Annotated in this window: 15 protein-coding genes; 5 read left to right on the top strand and 10 right to left on the bottom strand. The window is 66.4% G+C overall.

Going from position 1 to position 17192, the window contains the following annotated elements:
- Window positions 1-22 precede the first annotated feature (22 nt).
- The 5 genes from H6G16_RS11335 to H6G16_RS11315 form a co-directional block, all read right to left on the bottom strand.
- Window positions 23-715, bottom strand: a complete 693-nt coding sequence (locus H6G16_RS11335) for a hypothetical protein (protein WP_190390416.1) — start codon at window positions 713-715, stop codon at window positions 23-25.
- Between the two features lie 135 nt (window positions 716-850).
- Window positions 851-2359: a glycosyltransferase family 39 protein gene (locus H6G16_RS11330; protein WP_190390415.1), complete on the bottom strand. Its 1509-nt coding sequence runs from the start codon at window positions 2357-2359 to the stop codon at window positions 851-853.
- Between the two features lie 25 nt (window positions 2360-2384).
- On the bottom strand, window positions 2385-3818 hold the full coding sequence (gene dnaB / locus H6G16_RS11325) for a replicative DNA helicase (protein ID WP_190390414.1): 1434 nt from the start codon (window positions 3816-3818) through the stop codon (window positions 2385-2387).
- A gap of 79 nt (window positions 3819-3897) precedes the next feature.
- Window positions 3898-4356, bottom strand: a complete 459-nt coding sequence (rplI, locus tag H6G16_RS11320) for a 50S ribosomal protein L9 (RefSeq protein WP_190390413.1) — start codon at window positions 4354-4356, stop codon at window positions 3898-3900.
- A 40-nt stretch (window positions 4357-4396) separates the two neighbouring features.
- Window positions 4397-5356, bottom strand: coding sequence for a fatty acid desaturase (locus H6G16_RS11315; RefSeq protein WP_190390412.1), 960 nt, complete (start codon window positions 5354-5356; stop codon window positions 4397-4399).
- 55 nt (window positions 5357-5411) lie between these two features.
- Here H6G16_RS11315 and H6G16_RS11310 point away from each other — a divergent pair, with 55 nt between their 5' ends.
- A complete protein-coding gene (locus tag H6G16_RS11310) occupies window positions 5412-6221 on the top strand; it encodes a hypothetical protein (protein ID WP_190390411.1) in 810 nt (269 codons plus the stop codon).
- Here the strand turns inward: H6G16_RS11310 and H6G16_RS11305 are convergent.
- On the bottom strand, window positions 6206-7129 hold the full coding sequence (locus H6G16_RS11305; protein ID WP_190390529.1) for a fatty acid desaturase: 924 nt from the start codon (window positions 7127-7129) through the stop codon (window positions 6206-6208). The genes H6G16_RS11310 and H6G16_RS11305 overlap by 16 nt on opposite strands.
- Window positions 7130-7317: 188 nt before the next feature.
- On the opposite strand from H6G16_RS11305, the gene H6G16_RS11300 reads away from it, so the two are divergent.
- From H6G16_RS11300 to H6G16_RS11285, 4 genes are all read left to right on the top strand, one after another.
- Window positions 7318-8592 carry a methionine gamma-lyase family protein gene (locus tag H6G16_RS11300; protein WP_190390410.1) on the top strand — a complete coding sequence of 425 codons (1275 nt, stop codon included), beginning with the start codon at window positions 7318-7320 and terminating at the stop codon, window positions 8590-8592.
- Window positions 8593-8611: 19 nt separating this feature from the next.
- The gene (gene gcvH, locus H6G16_RS11295; RefSeq protein WP_190390409.1) at window positions 8612-9001 is read left to right on the top strand and encodes a glycine cleavage system protein GcvH; all 390 of its coding nucleotides are present in this window, start codon (window positions 8612-8614) and stop codon (window positions 8999-9001) included.
- A complete protein-coding gene (gcvP, locus tag H6G16_RS11290) occupies window positions 9001-11910 on the top strand; it encodes an aminomethyl-transferring glycine dehydrogenase (protein ID WP_190390408.1) in 2910 nt (969 codons plus the stop codon). The genes gcvH and gcvP overlap by 1 nt, the downstream gene beginning before the upstream one ends.
- 174 nt (window positions 11911-12084) lie before the next feature.
- A complete protein-coding gene (locus H6G16_RS11285) occupies window positions 12085-12282 on the top strand; it encodes a hypothetical protein (protein WP_190390539.1) in 198 nt (65 codons plus the stop codon).
- Window positions 12283-12296: 14 nt separating this feature from the next.
- On the opposite strand, the gene H6G16_RS11280 is transcribed toward H6G16_RS11285, so the two are convergent.
- The 4 genes from H6G16_RS11280 to H6G16_RS11265 form a co-directional block, all read right to left on the bottom strand.
- Window positions 12297-12518: a hypothetical protein gene (locus tag H6G16_RS11280; RefSeq protein WP_190390407.1), complete on the bottom strand. Its 222-nt coding sequence runs from the start codon at window positions 12516-12518 to the stop codon at window positions 12297-12299.
- Window positions 12519-12739: 221 nt separating this feature from the next.
- Window positions 12740-13456, bottom strand: a complete 717-nt coding sequence (locus H6G16_RS11275; protein WP_190390528.1) for a rubrerythrin family protein — start codon at window positions 13454-13456, stop codon at window positions 12740-12742.
- 155 nt (window positions 13457-13611) lie between these two features.
- Window positions 13612-15414 carry a diflavin flavoprotein gene (locus H6G16_RS11270; protein WP_190390406.1) on the bottom strand — a complete coding sequence of 601 codons (1803 nt, stop codon included), beginning with the start codon at window positions 15412-15414 and terminating at the stop codon, window positions 13612-13614.
- Window positions 15414-17186, bottom strand: a complete 1773-nt coding sequence (locus tag H6G16_RS11265; protein WP_190390405.1) for a diflavin flavoprotein — start codon at window positions 17184-17186, stop codon at window positions 15414-15416. Before H6G16_RS11265 ends, H6G16_RS11270 begins: the two co-directional genes overlap by 1 nt.
- Window positions 17187-17192 lie beyond the last annotated feature (6 nt).

Below are 17192 nucleotides of genomic sequence, written 5' to 3'. Positions count from 1 at the left end.
GCTGTTCGCAGGGGCCAGCGCTTCAGTGCCAGTGCGTGCGGATTTCCTCGGCCAGATAGCCCCAGAGCCTGGGCTGGAGCGGGTGCCGCAGCACCGTGCGGCGGGGGTGGCGCCAGGGATGGAGCACTTCCTCGGGCTTCGGGCGGCCGTGGAATTTGAGGATGCAGCTGGCCTCAAGCTGCTGCTGGGCGGCGAGTGGATCGCGGGCCGCGAGTTTGCGCAGGGCTTTGTAGGAGCTCACCCATCCCTTGGGCCAGTAGGCGAGGGCAGCGGGAGCTTGTTGGCGAAAGACCTCAAAAATGAAGTTCTGGTCTCCCGGAAAGCTCTGGTCCCCATAGCGACCGTCTTGCCAGCTGGTCCATACGGCCTGGGTGTAGGCATCGGGCCGGCACCAGAGCACAGAGGAATTGAGGATCGGGTAGTTCCAGTCGCGGACGCCGATCACACTGGCGATGCTGGAGCGGCCTCGCTGCACCAGGGGGTCCAGGCTGGCGCGGATCACCAAGGTGGTGTCCAGAAACAGAAAGGGATCGCGGCCGGTCAGGGCTTGGTCGAACAGGCGCAGCTTGCCGAAATACCCCTGCAGGCCACCGCCCTGCAGATCCCGCACCTCCAGCTGCTGGTGATCACTGGCCGGCGGCCCGAACCGCCCGGGTTCGGGCCGGTCGGTGAACACGATGAAGCGATGGGGTTCGGCTAGGTGGCGTCCGACCATGGCGGCCAGCCGGCTCACCCAGGGATCCGGGTAGCGGTGTCCGGTTTGTACGGTCGTAATGGTTAAAACCGGATTTGAGATATAATTGCTCATGGGATATGGCTAGCGCATAGAGGTATTGAGTTGGCCAGGATGCTAAGAGGAATTGCTTAGCCAGGCAAAAAATAAAGTCAATTCTTTGCTGGGCGCCCAGTAATATTGACTTGTTTTGGAATCATGAGATAATTGATGGAGGCTTGGATCAAGGCGAATTACTCGGTTCTCTATTTCTCTGAGATCTTCTTCAGTTGCGGCAACAATTAGAATTCGTTGGTTTTTCCCTTTGAGGGTTTTGTGATTTGCGATATTCTCTTGTGCTTGCCCTTCCTCCTTGGGAAGATCTAGGACGGTTGTTTCAGGAAACGCAAGGCGAGCATTTCCGGCCAGAAAAATACTGTCGGTGACAATTAAATCTGGGGCTTGGTAGCTTTTCCTTAGGCTTGAGATGAGCTCTGATGTGGGTTGATTGCGAACACGGCTTTTTCCAGTAATGCCCGCCAAGGCTATGCCGCCAACCATGATCGCTGTCGTAGCTGCTGCTCCTGCGAGTGCGGTTGCTGTGAGCCATTTGGCTCTAGTTTTCGGGATTGATGGCAGCAGACTTGCTGCACTGATAGGAGTAAAAAACAACAGACATTGAAACCAATGACTCCTTGGAATCACATCTCTTGTGACAACTGTGATGATGACAAGAATAGAGCCCACCATCACAAGCGGTAACCGTTGAATCAAGGCTTTGGCTGGCTCCTTGGATGGTTCCGCGATTAGCAATTTCAGCCTTTCCGGCCAGATCAGGGCAAGAGCTGCAATCCAAAATGGACTGAGAAAAGCAAAGGCAACGCCAAAGCCTATAAATGGCCAAGCTACAGCTGGAAGATTGGTTGTTTTCGCATCTCTGATTCCACTCAAGGCGAGATCGCTATGAGATGCAATCCAAGCCATGTGTGGCATCAACAAAATCAGACTGCTGCCCAAGGCGACCAGCATGCCTCGCTGCGTGAATAGGCTTCTGATTCTTGGGACTAGAAGGCTCCCAGTGGTCAAGCCAGCAAGGAAGAGTGCGAAATTGTATTTGCTAAGCATTCCGCCTGCAACGAACACTCCAAGCCATGCCCAATAGTCAAGTCTGCTGGGGTTTTTGCTCAGTTTAATTAATAGCCAAAGTGTATATGAGGCTATTGTTGTTGCAAGAACAGAGTGCGTTAAGCTTGTTTGTGAGGACCAGGTGAATTGGGGGATTAGGGTGAGGCCACAGAGTGACGCAATGTGCTGGTCTTTTCGGAATCGAAGTTCTTTGCCGATCAGCAAAAAGGCGCTAGCCAGGAGGCTAATAATGATGGCTTTTAAAATAAAGAGGCCCAAGAGTGAAGGGCCTGTAATGATGAATATCAGCTTTGCTAGGTAAGTATATAGTGGCGGCTGGTCACCATAGCCAAGTGACCAATTCTGCGTCAGTAAAAGTTGCTCTGCGTCATCAAAGCTTGCTGTTTTTAAAACCAAAGTCTGGGCGATTGCATTTCCCATCAGGTAAACAGTGATGCCAGCCCACAGTTTCAATAGAAATTTATTGATCTTTTCATCCTCTACTCGTTGATTGTCTGCCATCGGTTTGCCAGTGCTGCCAGATTCTTTATGCCGCCAGGTTGCGGAACCGGGTGAATTGGGGCTCGAACAGCAGTTTCACCGTGCCCACCGGCCCGTTGCGGTGCTTGGTCACGATCACCTCGGTGATGCCGCGGTCAGGGGTTTCCGGGTTGTAGTACTCGTCGCGGTAGATCATCAGCACCAGGTCGGCGTCCTGCTCGATCGAGCCCGATTCCCGCAGGTCGCTCAGCATCGGGCGCTTGTTGGTGCGCGATTCGACGCCGCGGCTGAGCTGGGAGAGGGCCATCACCGGCACGTTCAGCTCGCGGGCCATGCCCTTGAGGCCCCGGGTGATGCGGCTGAGCTCCTGCACCCGGTTGTCGGGGGTGGAGCCCTCCATCAACTGCAGGTAGTCGATCACGATCAGGCCCAGCTCCTTGCCGGTTTCGGCCATCAGCCGGCGGCAGAGTGAGCGCATCTCCAGCACGCCGGAGTTGGGTTTGTCGTCGAGGAACAGGGGTAGCTGGCCCAGGGTGTTGATGCCCTGCCCTAGGAGGGGCCATTCCTCCTGCTGCAGCCGGCCGGTGCGCAGCCGGCCGCTCTCGATGCCCACCTCCATCGACAGCAGGCGATAGGTGAGCTGCTCCTTGCTCATCTCCAGGGAGAACACACACACCGGCAGGGCGTGGAGCTGGGCCACGTTCTTGGCGATGTTGAGCACGATCGAGGTTTTGCCCATCGCCGGCCGGCCGGCCACGATGATCAGGTCGCTGCGCTGCAGCCCCTGGGTGATGGCATCGAGGTCGTAGAAGTTGCAGGGGATGCCGGCCACTGCGGTGCCCAGCGAGCGGCTTTCGATCTCGTTGAAGGTGCTGGTGAGAATTTCGGCCGTGGGGGTGAGGCCGGTGCTCGGTTTCTCCTGGCTGATGGCGAAGATCTTCTGCTCGGCTTCGTCGAGCACCTGCTCCATCGGCTTGCTCTGGTCGAAGCCCAGCTGGATCACCTCGTTGCCGGAGCGGATCAGCTGTCGGCGCAGGAACTTGTCCATCACCAGGCGGGCCACCTGGTCGATCGAGGCGGTGGAGGTGATCCGCTCCACCAGTTCCACCAGCCGGCCTTGGCCCCCCACCTTCTCCAGGGAGCCGGTGTCCGCCAGCCAGGCGCACATGGCCGTCAGGTCGGTGGGTTTGCCCTGGCTGTGCAGCATCACCGCCGTGCGATAGATCTCGCGGTGGGCGCTGAGATAGAAGGCCTCCGGCTGCAGCACGTCGGCGACGCGGCCGATGGCGTCGGGGTCCAGCAGGATGCCCCCCAGCACGGCCTCCTCGGCCTCCAGGTTCTGGGGGGGCACGGAGTCGGGAAGGGCCTCGAAGTTGGCCTCCTCACGCAGGCGCCGCCGTTGGTTTTGACCGGGGCCAGAACGGCCCCCCCGGCTGTCGAGGGGTTCGTCAGCTGCTCCGGCCACTGCCGCGTTCACCATGGGCAGGGAGGGGTCAGGCCGGGGGGATCAGTTTGCCCTGGATTGGGGGAATCGCCCAGGTGTGTGGGTGACTCAGCGCTCAGAAGCTGACCACTTCCAGGTTGAGCTCGGCGGTGACTTCGGGATGGAGCTTGACCTGCACCTTGTAGGAGCCGGTGCGGTGGATCTCGGGCACGCTGATGTCGCGGCGATCCACTTCTTTTTTGGTGGCCGCTTCGATCGCTTCGGCCACATCGCCGTTGGTCACGGTGCCGAACAGCACGTCGTCACCACCGGTCTGCTTCTTCACGGTGAAACGGCCGATGGTGTCGAGGGCGGTGCGGAAGGCCACCGCCTCGGCTTTCAGGGCAGCTTGGCGCTCGGCCTCCTTGGCGCGGCGGGCTTCCACCTGGCGCAGCACGGCGGCGGTGACGGGAACGGCCTTGCCGGTGGGCACGAGGAAGTTGCGGGCGTAGCCAGGGGCCACCTCCACCAGATCCCCGTCCTTGCCCAGGCTGAGAACGTCTTCGTTAAGGACGATTTGAACGCGCTTCGCCATGGGATTGAACGGAGAAAGGGAGCACAGCCGATCTGACACCTTACGCCACAGGCCCTTGCGGCAAGCGCACCTGCCGGGCCAGGCCCAGGCTGCGCATCAGCCGGATGTGCTGCCAGGTGAGGTCGATCTGGCGACCGAAGCCGTGGCGGGCCGAGTGGGGGAAGGCGTGGTGGTTGTTGTGCCAGCCCTCGCCGAAGGTCAGCGCCGCCACCCAGGGGTTGTTGCGGGAGCCGTCGCCGCTGTCGTGGCTCACCTCACCCCAGAGGTGGGTGGCGGAGTTCACCAGCCAGGTGCAGTGGTAGACCACCACCAGGCGCAGGGGGATGCCCCACAGCACCAGGGCCCAGCCGCCGGCACCGGTGGCGGTGCCGATCCAGAACAGCAGGGCAGCCAGGGGCACTTGCAGGAGCAGAAAGTTGGTGTTGAGCCAGCGGTAGTAGGGATCCTTGGCCAGGTCGCCGGTGAGTCGGGGCACGGCACCCATGGCGGGGATGGCCTCAAACATCCAGCCCATGTGGCTCCACCAGAAGCCCCTGAGGCTGCTGTGGTGGTCCACCTCGGTGTCGGAGAACTTGTGGTGGTGGCGGTGCAGGCCCACCCAGTCGAGGGGGCCGTGTTGGCAGCTGAGGGCGCCGCAGGTGGCGAAGAAGCGCTCCAGCCACTGGGGCACGCGGAAGGCGCGGTGGCTCAGCAGCCGGTGATAGCCGATGGTCACGCCCAGGCAGGCGGTGACCCAATAGAGCACCAGAAAGCTGGCCACGGCCGGCACGCTCCAGAACTGGGGCAGCAGGGCCACCACCGCCAGCACGTGGATGACCGCCATGAAGCCGATGGTGCCCCAGCGGGTGCTTTTCGGCCCCTGGCTGCTGGGGGTTTCACCGCGGCGAGGCTGGTGCAGGGCCTGGGCCCGTTGCTGGCCGCTGACCCCCCGGTTGATGTGGGCGGGCTCGCGGGTGGCCAGGCGGCAGGTGGCTGGTGCGACGGCTGATGGTGCGGCCATAACGGACCGACTCCGAATTGATCGCTACAATAGTAGCAATACGGATCCATATCGCGTGGGGTATCGGGAAGATCTCCTATCCGGCAGGGTTGCTTTTGCCCATCTGATCAAGGTGTGGCACGAGCGCAATGGGTGGTCCCACCGGGTGCTGCCCGCCCTGGCGGAGGCCCTGGATTTGGGCCGGGTCCACAACTCCCAGCTGTCGATGCTGCGCAACGGCAAGCTGGCCTCCCCTGGCCCGGAGGTGTTTCTGGCCCTGGGGCGCATCAACCAGCTGCTGGCCGCCGAGGTGCGGGGTGGGGCCCTCGGCGATGGTCTGCGTCAGCGGTTGGCGGATAGCCCTGAGCTGGTGGCCGCCCTGGAAACCTCTGCCCTGCCGGTTCAGGATGAGGGCGCCCCGGTGCTGGGACCCGGCGAGCTGCTTGAGGTGTTTGTGGGGTTGCGGCAGCCGCCCATGGCCTTTGACCTGCGGATCGCCGATGCTGAGGCGGCACCGTTGAGTGCGGCCCTGGCCCAGCTGCTCACTGCGGGGCGACCCTGGCGGCTGTGCCGGGACCAGCTGATGGCGGCCTACCCGGCGGAGAAGCGCCAGCGGCGGGAGCGATTTGCCGAAGTGATGGCCGGCCAGCGGGATTTTTCCGCCGCTGAGCTCGATAGCGAACTTCCGGATCTGCGTCGCACCCTGGCGCGGCTGGGGGCCACCGGTGACGGGGACCTGGGGCCGGATCAGTTTTTGGAGTTGCTTCGCCAGCAGGCCATTGCCCTGGGGTTCAGGGACGATGGCCAGGGGGCTGAACTGGATCTGGCCGCGGCAATTCGCCAGCAGCTCCAGGGCCAGGTGGCCAGGCCTCAGCTGGGCCGGTAGCTGGCCTCCCGCACCCGCCGGGCCCAGCCCAGGCTGCGCAGCAGCTTGATGTGTTGCCAGGTGATGTCGAACTCGAACCAGCGCAGGCCGTGGCGGGCCGAGTGGGGGAAGGCGTGGTGGTTGTTGTGCCAGCCCTCGCCGAAGCTCAGGATCGCCACCCACCAGCAATTGCGGGAGAGGTCGGGGCTGTCGAAGTTGCGGTAGCCGCAGAAGTGGGTGGCCGAATTCACCAGCCAGGTGACGTGATACACGATCACCAGCCGCAGGGGGATGGCCCAGAGCACCAGGCCCAGGCCGCCGCCGTGGACGCCCGCCAGCTCTCCGTACCAGTAGAGGGCGGCACCGAGGGGCAGTTGCAGCAGCAGGAACCAGCGGTCGAGCCAGCGGTAAAAGGGATCGCGCTGCAGGTCGCCGGTGAGCCGCTGCACGTGTTGCAGGGCCGGAATCTCATGCAGCATCCAGGCGCTGTGGGCCCACCACAGGCCCCGGGCCGCATCGTGGTGGTCGTTCGGCTGGTCGGAATACTTGTGGTGGTGGCGGTGCAGGCCCACCCACTCAATCGGGCCGCTCTGGCAGGCCAGGGCCCCCATCAGCACCAGGAGGCGCTCCACCCAGCGGGGAGCGGTGAAACTGCGGTGGGTCACCAAGCGGTGCAGGCCCAGGGTCACGCCCAGCACGGTGACCCAATAGAGCACCGCCAGCACCACCACGGCCTGCCAACTCCAGAACCGGGGCAGCAGGGCGAACACCGCGCCCACATGCATCGCCAGCATGAAGCCGGTGGTGCCGGATTTGAATTTGCGTTGCCGGGCGGGCAGGGGGTTGCGTGGCTCCGTGAGCGAGGCCCGGATGCGGCGATCCTCCTGGCTGTTGGGCGTGTCGCTGCCGGGGCTGTCGAGCCTCAGCATCTGGGGGTCAAGGCCGGGCGTTGTGCCGTTGCTGGAACGGTTGTGGCGGGCCGGATCGGTACTCAGAACCAACGAAATCTCCGGGTGGTGCGTGCCCGGTGACGCCTTGGCAATGGCGCTTGGGGACAGCGCCGCGAATCTAGACGTGCATCGCCCGGCAACATGGGCCCTGCCCCTGGAGCACTGCGATGTCGGAACCCGCTGGGGTGGTGCAACGGGATGCGGCGGCCCGGGTTGCGGCGGCGGTGGCCGCCACTGCGGCTACTGCCGCCCAGCACACCAGCGCGGTGCAGCCCCGGCTGCGGCGGGTGCTCGAGGCGATGGCGGCGGAGCATGTGGGGGTGCAGCATTTCGCCTCGGTGAGTGGCTATGGCCATGGCGACCAGGGCCGGGAGGTGCTGGATCGGGTGTTTGCCCGGGTGTTGCAAGCCGAAGCGGCCGCGGTGCGGCTGCAGTTCGTCAGTGGCACCCACGCGATTGCGGCCGCCCTGTTTGGGGTGTTGCGTCCGGGTGATCGTCTGCTGGCCCTCACCGGCCGCCCCTACGACACCCTCGAGGAGGTGATCGGCATCCGCGGCAGCGGCCAGGGATCCCTGGCGGAGTTCGGCATCGTCTACGACGAACTGCCCCTGGCGCCGGATGGCGCTGTGGACCACGAGGGCCTGGCGGCGGCCTTGTCTTTGCCCACCCGCATGGTGTTGATCCAGCGCAGCTGCGGCTACAGCTGGCGGCCCTCCCTCTCGGTGGAGGAGATCGGGCTGCTCTGCGCCCGGGTAAAGGCCCTGCAGCCCGAGTGCTTGGTGTTCGTCGACAACTGCTATGGCGAGCTGGTGGAGGAGCGGGAGCCCACGGCCGTGGGCGCCGACCTGATCGCCGGATCCCTGATCAAGAACCTGGGCGGCACCATTGCCCCCACCGGCGGCTACGTGGCCGGCCGATCCGAGTTGGTGGAGCAGGCCTGCTGCCGGCTCACCGCTCCTGGCATCGGCGCTGAGGGGGGCACCAGCTTTGACCTCAATCGCCTGCTGTTTCAGGGGCTGTTCCTGGCCCCCCAGATGGTGGCGGAGGCCCTGATCTGCAGTGAGCTGGTGGCCCAGGTGTTCAGCGATCTCGGCTATGCCGTGCACCCCCGGCCCGGGGCGGCCCGCAGCGACGTGATTCAGGCCGTGCGGCTCGGCGATCCGGAACGCCTCAAGCTCGTGTGTCGGGCCTTCCAGGCGGCGTCGCCGGTGGGGTCGTACCTCGACCCGGTGCCGGCGCCCATGCCTGGCTATGCCAGCGATCTGGTGATGGCTGGCGGCACCTTCATCGATGGCAGCACCAGTGAGTTCTCCGCCGACGCGCCCTTGCGGGAGCCCTACGTGTTGTTTGCCCAGGGCGGCACCCACCGGGCCCACGCCCAGATCGCCCTGGAACGGGCTCTTGTGGCGTTGGCCACCGCCGGCCTGGATCGGACAGACTGACGCGACTTTCCGACCCGCGATGGCGCTCTCCTTTCCTGGCGATTGCCGCTATGCCGACAGCCATGAATACGTGCGGCCCGAGGGGGAACGGCTGCGGTTGGGTCTGAGTGCCTTCGCCATCGACCAACTGGGCGACATCGTGTTCGTCGAGCTTCCGGAGGTGGGCGCCACCCTCACCCAGGGGGCCAGTTTCGGCAGCGTGGAGTCGGTGAAGGCGGTGGAGGATCTGCTGGCGCCGGTCACCGGCGTGGTGCTGGCCCGCAATGAGGCGGTGCTCTCCAGCCCGGAGGAGTTGCAGAACGACCCCTACGGCGAGGGCTGGTTGCTCCTGCTCCAGCCCGCTGACCCGAGCCAGCTCGAGGGGCTGATGGACGCGGCCGTGTACGGCGCCAAGGTGCAGGGCGCCTGATGGGGATCCCGGTTTCTCCCGCCCTGTCCTTCGTGGGGCGGCACATCGGTCCGAGCGCCGACGATCAGCAGCGCATGTTGCAGGAGCTGGGTGTGGCCAGCCTCGAGGCCCTGGCCGCTGAGGTGGTGCCCGCCGATCTGCTGCTCGATGCGGCGACGGCGACGGCTGGCCTGCCCGAGCCCTGCAGCGAGGCCGAGGCCCTGGCGGAACTGGCGGAGATCGCCGCCGCCAACCAGCTCCGGCGCAGCCTGATCGGCCAGGGGTATTACGGCACCGCCACGCCGGCGGTGATCCAGCGCCATGTCTTCGAAAATCCCGCCTGGTACACCGCCTACACCCCGTATCAGGCCGAGATCGCCCAGGGGCGCCTGGAGGCCCTGCTCAATTTCCAGACCCTGATCAGCGAGCTCACGGGTCTGCCGATCGCCAATGCCTCTTTGCTCGATGAGGCCACCGCCGCGGCCGAGGCCATGGCCCTGGCGCTGGCCGTCTGCAAGCGCGACGCCGCCCGGCGGTTTCTGGTGGACCGGGCCCTGTTCCCCCAGACCCTGGCGGTGCTGCACACCCGGGCCGAGCCCCTGGGCATCACGCTGGAGCTGGTGGAGGCCGAGACCCTCGCTGGCACCGCCCTGCCTGACGACGCCTTCGGCCTGCTGATCCAGCTGCCGGGCCGTAGCGGCCGGCTGTGGGACCCCAGCACCCTGCTGGCGGCGGCCCGGGCGGCCGGGCTGGTGACGGCCGTGGCGATTGATCCGCTGGCCCAGGTGCTGCTGGCGCCCGTGGCGGAGCTGGGGGCCGACATCGCCGTTGGCAGCGCCCAGCGCTTCGGGGTGCCGATGGGCTTCGGCGGGCCCCATGCGGCCTTCTTCGCCACGGTGGAGGCCTACAAGCGCCAGATCCCCGGTCGCCTGGTGGGACGTTCCGTGGATGCGGAGGGCAGGCCCGCCCTGCGGCTGGCCCTCCAGACCCGCGAGCAGCACATCCGCCGCGACAAGGCCACCAGCAACATCTGCACCGCCCAGGTGTTGCTGGCGGTGATGGCCGGCTTCTATGCCGTGCACCATGGCCCCGATGGCCTCGACGCCATCGCCCGGCGCCTGGTGGCCCTGCGGGCTGGCCTGGCTGAGGCCCTCACCGCCCTGGATCTGGCCCCTGAGCCCGGACCGGGGTTCGACACCCTCACCGTGGTGACCCCGCGGGCCGCGGCCTTGGTGGAGCGGGCCGCGGCGGCCGGCTTCAACCTCCACGGCGACGGCAGCGCCTTTGGCATCAGCCTCGATGAGCTCTCCACGCCCGAGGAGCTTGGCCAGCTGCTGACGGCCCTGGCCGATGATCCCACCGCGGCAACGGCCGCCGTTGGGCAGCTCAGCGCTGCAGTTCAAGGGGGTGCGGGTGGCGACGATTCCCTGGTGGATCTGCCCCTGCGCCAGCGGCCCTGGCTCCGCCAGCCGGTGTTTCACCGCTACCGCAGCGAAACGGAGCTGTTGCGCTACATCCAGCACCTGGCGTCCCAGGACCTCTCCCTGGTGCACGGCATGATCCCGCTGGGGAGCTGCACGATGAAGCTCAATGCCGCTGCCGAGCTGGCGCCGGTGAGTTGGCCCAGCTTCGGCCAGCTGCACCCGTTTGCCCCCGCCCACCAGAGCCGCGGCTACCAGCGCCTCGCCAGCGATTTGGAGCGCTGGCTGGCGGCGATGACGGGCTTTGCCGGGGTGTCGCTCCAGCCCAATGCGGGTTCCCAGGGCGAATACGCCGGGTTGCTGGCGATCCGCGCCTGGCACCGCAGCCGAGGTGAGGCCCACCGCCGGGTGTGCCTGATCCCCACCAGCGCCCATGGCACCAACCCGGCCACGGCCGTGATGGTGGGGCTGCAGGTGGTGGCGGTGGCTTGCGACGACCAGGGCAACATCGATCTGGCCGACCTGGAGGCCAAGGCCCGGGCCCACGCCGACACCTTGGCGGCCCTGATGGTCACTTACCCCTCCACCCACGGGGTGTTTGAGCCAGCCATCCGCCGCATCTGCGAGCTGGTGCATGGCTGTGGTGGCCAGGTGTATCTCGATGGCGCCAACCTCAACGCCCAGGTGGGGCTCTGCAAACCGGGGCTCTACGGCGCCGACGTCTGCCATCTCAACCTGCACAAGACCTTCTGCATTCCCCACGGTGGCGGTGGTCCCGGGGTGGGGCCGATCGCAGTGGCGGCCCATCTGGTGCCCTTCCTGCCCGGCTCCGGGGTGGGTGCGGCAACGGCGGTGGGGCCGGTGGCTGCCGCACCCCTGGGCAGCGCTTCGATCCTGCCGATCAGCTGGATGTACATCCGCATGATGGGCGGCTCCGGGCTGCGGCAGGCCAGCCAGGTGGCCCTGCTGTCGGCCAATGTCCTGGCGGAACGGCTCGAGCCCCATTTCCCGGTGCTGTATCGGGGCGGTGGGGGGCGGGTCGCCCACGAGTGCATCCTCGATCTGCGGCCGCTCAAACGGTCCTGCGGGCTCGAGGTGGATGACCTGGCCAAGCGCCTGATGGACTACGGCTTCCATGCCCCCACCGTGAGCTGGCCCGTGGCGGGCACGGTGATGGTGGAACCCACCGAAAGTGAATCTCTCGCCGAGCTGGACCGCTTCTGTGCCGCCATGGTGGCGATCCGTGCGGAGGCCGCTGCGATCGAGGCCGGAACGGCCGATCCAGCCAACAATCCCCTCAAGCGGGCTCCCCACACCCTGGCTGCGGTGACGGACGACCACTGGGACCGGCCCTACACGCGCCAGCAGGCCGCGTTCCCGGCGGGAGAGGGTCAGCGGAGCCGCAAGTTCTGGCCTGCGGTGGCCCGCATTGACAATGCCTATGGCGATCGCAACCTGGTGTGCACCTGCCCCAGCGTGTTGGAGCTGGCAGTGCCCGAACTGGCCTAGGTATGGCCGTTGGGGGGTGTTTTTCACCCCGCCATGGCGCACACTGTGACGATCGCGAAATCACAGCATTTCTTTGTGGTCAGCGTGTGGGTTTGCCTGCACAATCCAACGCATCCAGGCCAAATTCCTCCACTTCGGTGCCTTTGGCGCCTTCGCCATTCATTTCTCGGGACCATGAACGGCAACAACAACGGCTCCAACAACGGCACCGGGGGCCAAATCCTGCGGGTGGAAGGTACGAACGTCCTGCGGGTGCCTTTCGGCGTGCGCCGGGCCCGGCGGGCCCGGCCCCAGCGCCCTGACCATTGGGCCACCCTGGTGCTGCCCTTCCAGGCCCACAACGACCCGACGCCGCCTCCCCAGGCGGCCTGACCCGGGTCAGGCGCTCAGGTCGCGTCGCCCAGGCGCCAGTCCACCAACGCTTTCACATCCGCCAGGGAGCTGGCCGGTGTGCGGAACGGCAGCATCGGCATGGGGCTGCGCTCCGGTCGGACCAGCCAGGTGAGATCCGCCTGGGGAATCAGCACGAACCCCCGGTACCGAACCGCTGCCCGGACCCCCCGGTGGTGGAGCCCTGAGGGGGCGGTGGGGGCGGCGTGGCTCGACATCGATGGCGGAGAAGCTCCGACCATTGGAGCGAGTTGCCCGCGGCTTTGGGCGTCTCTACCGATTCGTTTTCGGTTTGCCGTTACACCCCGAAAAAGATCAATTTGGTCTCAGTTACGACCCTTGAAAACCCCTGCCGCAACTGGTTTTTCCGGGGTGCTAGGGAGGCATGGAAAACTGTTGCGAGGGTGTGCTGGGATACAGAAACTGAGACCTCAATGATCTATGCGGCGGCCAAGAGTTCAGGCTCGCGGTAGGGCACGAAGCTGGCCTTGCGGGCGCCGCAGATGGGGCAGCGCCAGTCGTCGGGGATGGCTTCAAAGGGGGTGCCCGGGGCGATGCCGGACTCCGGGTCGCCCGCCGCGGGGTCGTAGATCATCGAGCACAGCTTGCAGATCCACTTGCCGGCCACCGGCTGGGCCGCCTCGCCGGCCACGCCCTTGCCGTGTAGGGCCTCCAGGGCGATGCCGTAGCGCTCGGCGTGGTGCTGCTCGATCGGGGTCAGCAGGCCGAAGTTCTTCGCGGCGGTGCGGAAGATGCCGGCATGGTCCTTTGATTCGTCGATTTGCTCCTGGAATTCAGCTTCGGCGCCGGCGTCGCGGTCGGCGCGGGCCTGGGCGGCGAATTCCGGGTACATCGTTGTGTACTCGTAGGTTTCCCCCTCGATCGCCAGCTCGAGGCAGCGGCCCAGCAGGGCCTGCTTCTGGGCCTCGGAGAGGGTGGCCGGATCGTCAATCACCAGCTCGGGATGGAGCAGGCGGAAGTGGGCAAAGGCGTGTTCCGTTTCCTGGGCGGCCGTGTCGCGAAACAGTTTGGCCAGCTCCGTGTTGCCCACCTGCTTCGCCACCTCGGCAAAAAACAGGTATTTGCGGTTGGCCATGCTTTCGCCGCCGAAGGCGGCCTCGAGGTTGGCCTGGGTATGGGGCTTGGAGAGGTCCATGGGTTGGCTGGTGTCCATTGGGGCTGGGAAGCATTCCCTTTGGACAGAGCCTAGCTTATCCATAGTCGGATCGACTATGGATAAGCGGGTCAAGGTGGGGCCCGGGCGCCAGGCCGAGGGCCCTGTCTCGCCTGGGGGACCTCAGTCGGCGGCCCTCAGTAGTTGGCGCCGCTGCGCCGCTGGTGCACGGCCGTGGTGCCGTTGCCATCCAGCACCCCGCCATGGCTCACCTGGGCATAGACCAACCAGTGGTCGCCGCATTCCATCCGCTGCTGCACCGTGGCCTCCAGCCAGGCGAGGCCCTCCGGCAGGATCGGTTGGCCGCCTGGGGTGGAGTCCAGCTCCAGGCCAGCGAAGCGGTCAGCCCCCGGCGTAAAGGGCTGCAGGAATTGCTTCATCGGTCCGGTCTCCCGTCCCGCCGCCAGCACATTGAGGGCGAAGCGGTCGCCGGTGTGCAGCAGGGCTTCCACGGCCCGGTCCTTGGCCACGGCCACGGTGAACCCCGGCGGGGAGAAGCTGGCCTGGCTCACCCAGCTGGCCACCATGGCGCCGCTCAGGCGGCTGGCCCCTTCCCCTTTGCAGGTGGTGAGCACGCAGAGGGAGCCCACCACCCGGCCCAGGGCCTGGACGGCGGGGTTGCTGCGGCTCTCGCTGAGGCCGCCGCTGGCGCTGCGCCGTTGGGCCTTGCGCTGCTCCGCCAGCAGCTGGCGCCCCAGGCCGGTGCCGGTTTCCTCGATGGCCTTGAGGGTGGCCGCATCGGGGCTGAATTTCACCTTGATCGGCTCGAAGCCAAAGCGGAAGCCGCCGTCGCGCAGCTTGCTTTCCAGCAGGTCGAGGGCTTCGCCGCTCCAGCCAAAGCTGCCGAACACCCCCACCGGCTTGCTGCGGTCGCCTTCGGCCAGCACCGTGCCCAGGGCCGAGACGATCGGCGTGGGGGCATGGCCGCCGAGGGTGGGGGAGCCGATCAGGATCGCGTCGCAACTGCGGATCGCCGCCAGCAGCTGCTCGGGCGGCGTGAATTCACAGTTGATGCTCTCGACCCGCACGCCGGTGCGGCCCACCCCCTGGGCCAGGGCGTCGGCGATGGCGGCGGTGTTGCCATAGGCGCTGGCAAACAGTAGGGCCACCGAGAGCCGCGCCCGCTCCTGGCTCGCCCCCCAGCGGTGGTAGTCGTTGAGCAGGCTGCGCCAGCTCTCGCTGATCGCCGGTCCATGGCCGGGGGCGATGGTGCGGATGTCGAGCTCTTCTAGCCGCTCCACCACCGACTCCACCTGCCGGGCCATGGGCGCCATGAGGCAGTCGTAGAAGTAGCGGCGGTCTTCTTCGGTGCTGCTGCGGTTGGTTTCGGCAAAGCTCTCGCTGCACAGGTGGGCGGCGAAGAATTTGCCGCTCATCAGCAGGCCGGTGCTCTCCTCGAAGGCCATCAGGCCGGCGGGCCAGCGTGGGGTGGGTGTGGGGATTAGCCGCATGACGTGGCCATCGCTGAGGCGGCGGCTGACCTCCTGTTTCACCACATCGATCGGCGGCAGGGGAGGCGCCGCTGCCGGGGGCGGGTCGCCCGGTTGGCCCGGTTTCTGCTGGTCCCACAGCTCCTCCAGCACCTTGGCGCCGGCGTTGGAGCACACCAGCAGGGTGTGGGGCCAGTGGCTCGCCAGCTGGCGCAGCAGACCCACCCGGTTGGGGTTCACATCACCCACCACCACCTTCAGGGCTGCATCGGCGGGCACCAAGCTGGCCAGCTGGGCCAGGAAGGGTTCGGCAAAGGAGGTGCCGGGGGGATGGATGAGCAGCGGGATGGCCGGGAAGAGGAAGCTGTTGGCCGTGGTGCCCCGCTCCAGGCCGTACTCCACCTCAAAGCGCAGCCGGGTGGGGCTGAGGCCCTTGAGGCAGATCAGGCCCGGGTCCAGGGGCAGCTGAATCACGCGCCGCGCGCTGGCCTGGTCGCTGGGGCTGGTCATCAGTAGTGGTTCCCCACTTTGCGGTGGTGCACGGCGGTGCTGGCCTCGGTGTCGGCCACGTTGCCCTGCTCCACTTCGGCGTAGATGATCCAGTGGTCGGGCCCCTCCAGTCGCTGCACCACGCGGCAGCCGAGAAAGGCCAGGGCATCCCCCAGCACCGGGCCGCCGGCGGCGGCGCCCTCCAGGGTGGCCACCCCGGCAAAGCGGTCGGCGCCGGGGGGGAAGCGCTTGAGGAAGTGGCGCAGCAGGTCCTGGTGGTTGTCCTCCCGCAGGATGTTGAGCACGAAGCGATCCCCCACCTGCATCAGGGCTTCGATGGCCCGGTCCTTCGCCACGGCCACGGTGAGGCCGGGGGGATCGAAACTGGCCTGGCTCACCCAGCTGGCCACCATGGCCGAGCTGCGGCTGCCCTCGGGCGTGTCCTGGCGGGCTGTCACCACATAGAGCCCGCCGGACAGGCGGCCCAGGGCCTTGTCGAGGTCGCCGTCGAGGGCCTTCATGGCGGCGATCGTCTTCGCCTTGGTGAGCAGCTGGCCCAGGTCGGTGCCGGCCTCCTCGCAGCGCTGGTAATCGGGGCCGAGGGGCACCTGGCGAATCCGCAACGGTTCAAAGGCGCTCTTCTGGCCGAGGCTGCGCAGCTGGCCGGCCACGGTGTCGATTGGCTCGTCGTCGCCGCCGAAGGCGTCGTAGCTGCCCACCCACTGCTTGGGCTTGAGGGCCGCCAGCAGGGTGCCGATCGAAGCCTGCAGCTCCGCATCGGGGCTGGCCGGCCAGGTGGGCACCACCACGGCGCTGGCCTCGCCGATCAGGGCGGAGAGCTCCTGGGCGTCGGTGGCCCGCAGATCCACCAGCTGCACCTGCGCGCCGGCCTTGCCGATGCCGCGGGCGATGGCCTGGCTGAGCCGGTCGCAGAAGCCGTATTGGCTCACATAGCAAACGGCGGCGTAGGCCTCGCCACCGCTGCGGTCGCTGCTCCAGTCGCGATAGTCGCCGAGCCAGAGCCCCAGGTGATGGCGGAGCAGCGGACCATGGCCCACGGCTACGGTGGTGATGGGCGGCAGGGCATCCATGCGCTTCAACGCCTGCAGCACGCTGCGGGCGTTCGGCCCCATCAGGCAGTCGTAGTAGAAGCGGAAATCGGGGGCGATGGCACCCGGATCGGCGTCGAACAGCTCCTCGGAGCAGTAGTGCAGGCCGAAGGCGTCGCAGGTGTAAAGGATGCCGGTGCCGTGGTCGAAGGAGAAGATCGTGTCCGGCCAGTGCAGGTTGGGTGCGCTGAGAAACTCGAAGCGGTGCTGCACGCCACTGGTGGGGTTGGTGCCTAGGTCGAGCTCTTCACCGCTCTTCACCGCCCGGCTGTTGAAGGGGCGGTGCACCTGATTTTCCAGGAACTGGATCGCCACCTTGGAGCCCACGATCTCGATCTCGGGGTTGAGGTCGAGCAGATGGCCGATCAGGCCGGAGTGGTCCGGTTCGGTGTGGCTGACGATCAAGTAGTCGATCGCTTGGGGATCGATCTGCTCCTGCAGCAGCGGCAGCCAGGTGCTTTCAAATTTGAGGTGGCTGGTGTCGATCAGGGCGGTGCGTTCGCCCCGCACCAAGAAGCTGTTGTACGTGGTGCCGTTGCGCAGGCCGAATTCGATGTCGAAGCGGCTGCGGTCCCAGTCGAGCGAGCGGATCGTGGTGGTGTCGGGCCCGATCGCCTCGCACTGCAGGGTGAGCCGGGGTGGCGCGGAGGCTGGGGTGCCGCTGGCCGTTGCGCTCGCTGTCATGGGACG

This window comes from Cyanobium sp. FACHB-13342, from assembly GCF_014697415.1.
In the GTDB taxonomy this organism is placed as follows: domain Bacteria; phylum Cyanobacteriota; class Cyanobacteriia; order PCC-6307; family Cyanobiaceae; genus Cyanobium_A.
The sequence above is the reverse complement of the archived record's forward strand: the minus strand, read 5'-3'. Positions and strand labels throughout refer to the sequence as shown.

Bases quoted from the DNA above. Each gene is read 5' to 3' on its own strand.
- dnaB (WP_190390414.1), bottom strand. From the start codon at position 3,818: ATGGTGAACGCGGCAGTGGCCGGAGCAGCTGACGAACCCCTCGACAGC.
- rplI (WP_190390413.1), bottom strand. From the start codon at position 4,356: ATGGCGAAGCGCGTTCAAATCGTCCTTAACGAAGACGTTCTCAGCCTG.
- H6G16_RS11315 (WP_190390412.1), bottom strand. From the start codon at position 5,356: ATGGCCGCACCATCAGCCGTCGCACCAGCCACCTGCCGCCTGGCCACC.
- gcvP (WP_190390408.1), top strand. From the start codon at position 9,001: ATGGGGATCCCGGTTTCTCCCGCCCTGTCCTTCGTGGGGCGGCACATC.
- H6G16_RS11280 (WP_190390407.1), bottom strand. From the start codon at position 12,518: ATGTCGAGCCACGCCGCCCCCACCGCCCCCTCAGGGCTCCACCACCGG.
- H6G16_RS11285 (WP_190390539.1), top strand. From the start codon at position 12,085: ATGAACGGCAACAACAACGGCTCCAACAACGGCACCGGGGGCCAAATC.
- H6G16_RS11265 (WP_190390405.1), bottom strand. From the start codon at position 17,186: ATGACAGCGAGCGCAACGGCCAGCGGCACCCCAGCCTCCGCGCCACCC.
- H6G16_RS11305 (WP_190390529.1), bottom strand. From the start codon at position 7,129: ATGCTGAGGCTCGACAGCCCCGGCAGCGACACGCCCAACAGCCAGGAG.
- H6G16_RS11300 (WP_190390410.1), top strand. From the start codon at position 7,318: ATGTCGGAACCCGCTGGGGTGGTGCAACGGGATGCGGCGGCCCGGGTT.
- H6G16_RS11275 (WP_190390528.1), bottom strand. From the start codon at position 13,456: ATGGACCTCTCCAAGCCCCATACCCAGGCCAACCTCGAGGCCGCCTTC.
- H6G16_RS11335 (WP_190390416.1), bottom strand. From the start codon at position 715: ATGGTCGGACGCCACCTAGCCGAACCCCATCGCTTCATCGTGTTCACC.
- H6G16_RS11270 (WP_190390406.1), bottom strand. From the start codon at position 15,414: ATGACCAGCCCCAGCGACCAGGCCAGCGCGCGGCGCGTGATTCAGCTG.
- gcvH (WP_190390409.1), top strand. From the start codon at position 8,612: ATGGCGCTCTCCTTTCCTGGCGATTGCCGCTATGCCGACAGCCATGAA.
- H6G16_RS11330 (WP_190390415.1), bottom strand. From the start codon at position 2,359: ATGGCAGACAATCAACGAGTAGAGGATGAAAAGATCAATAAATTTCTA.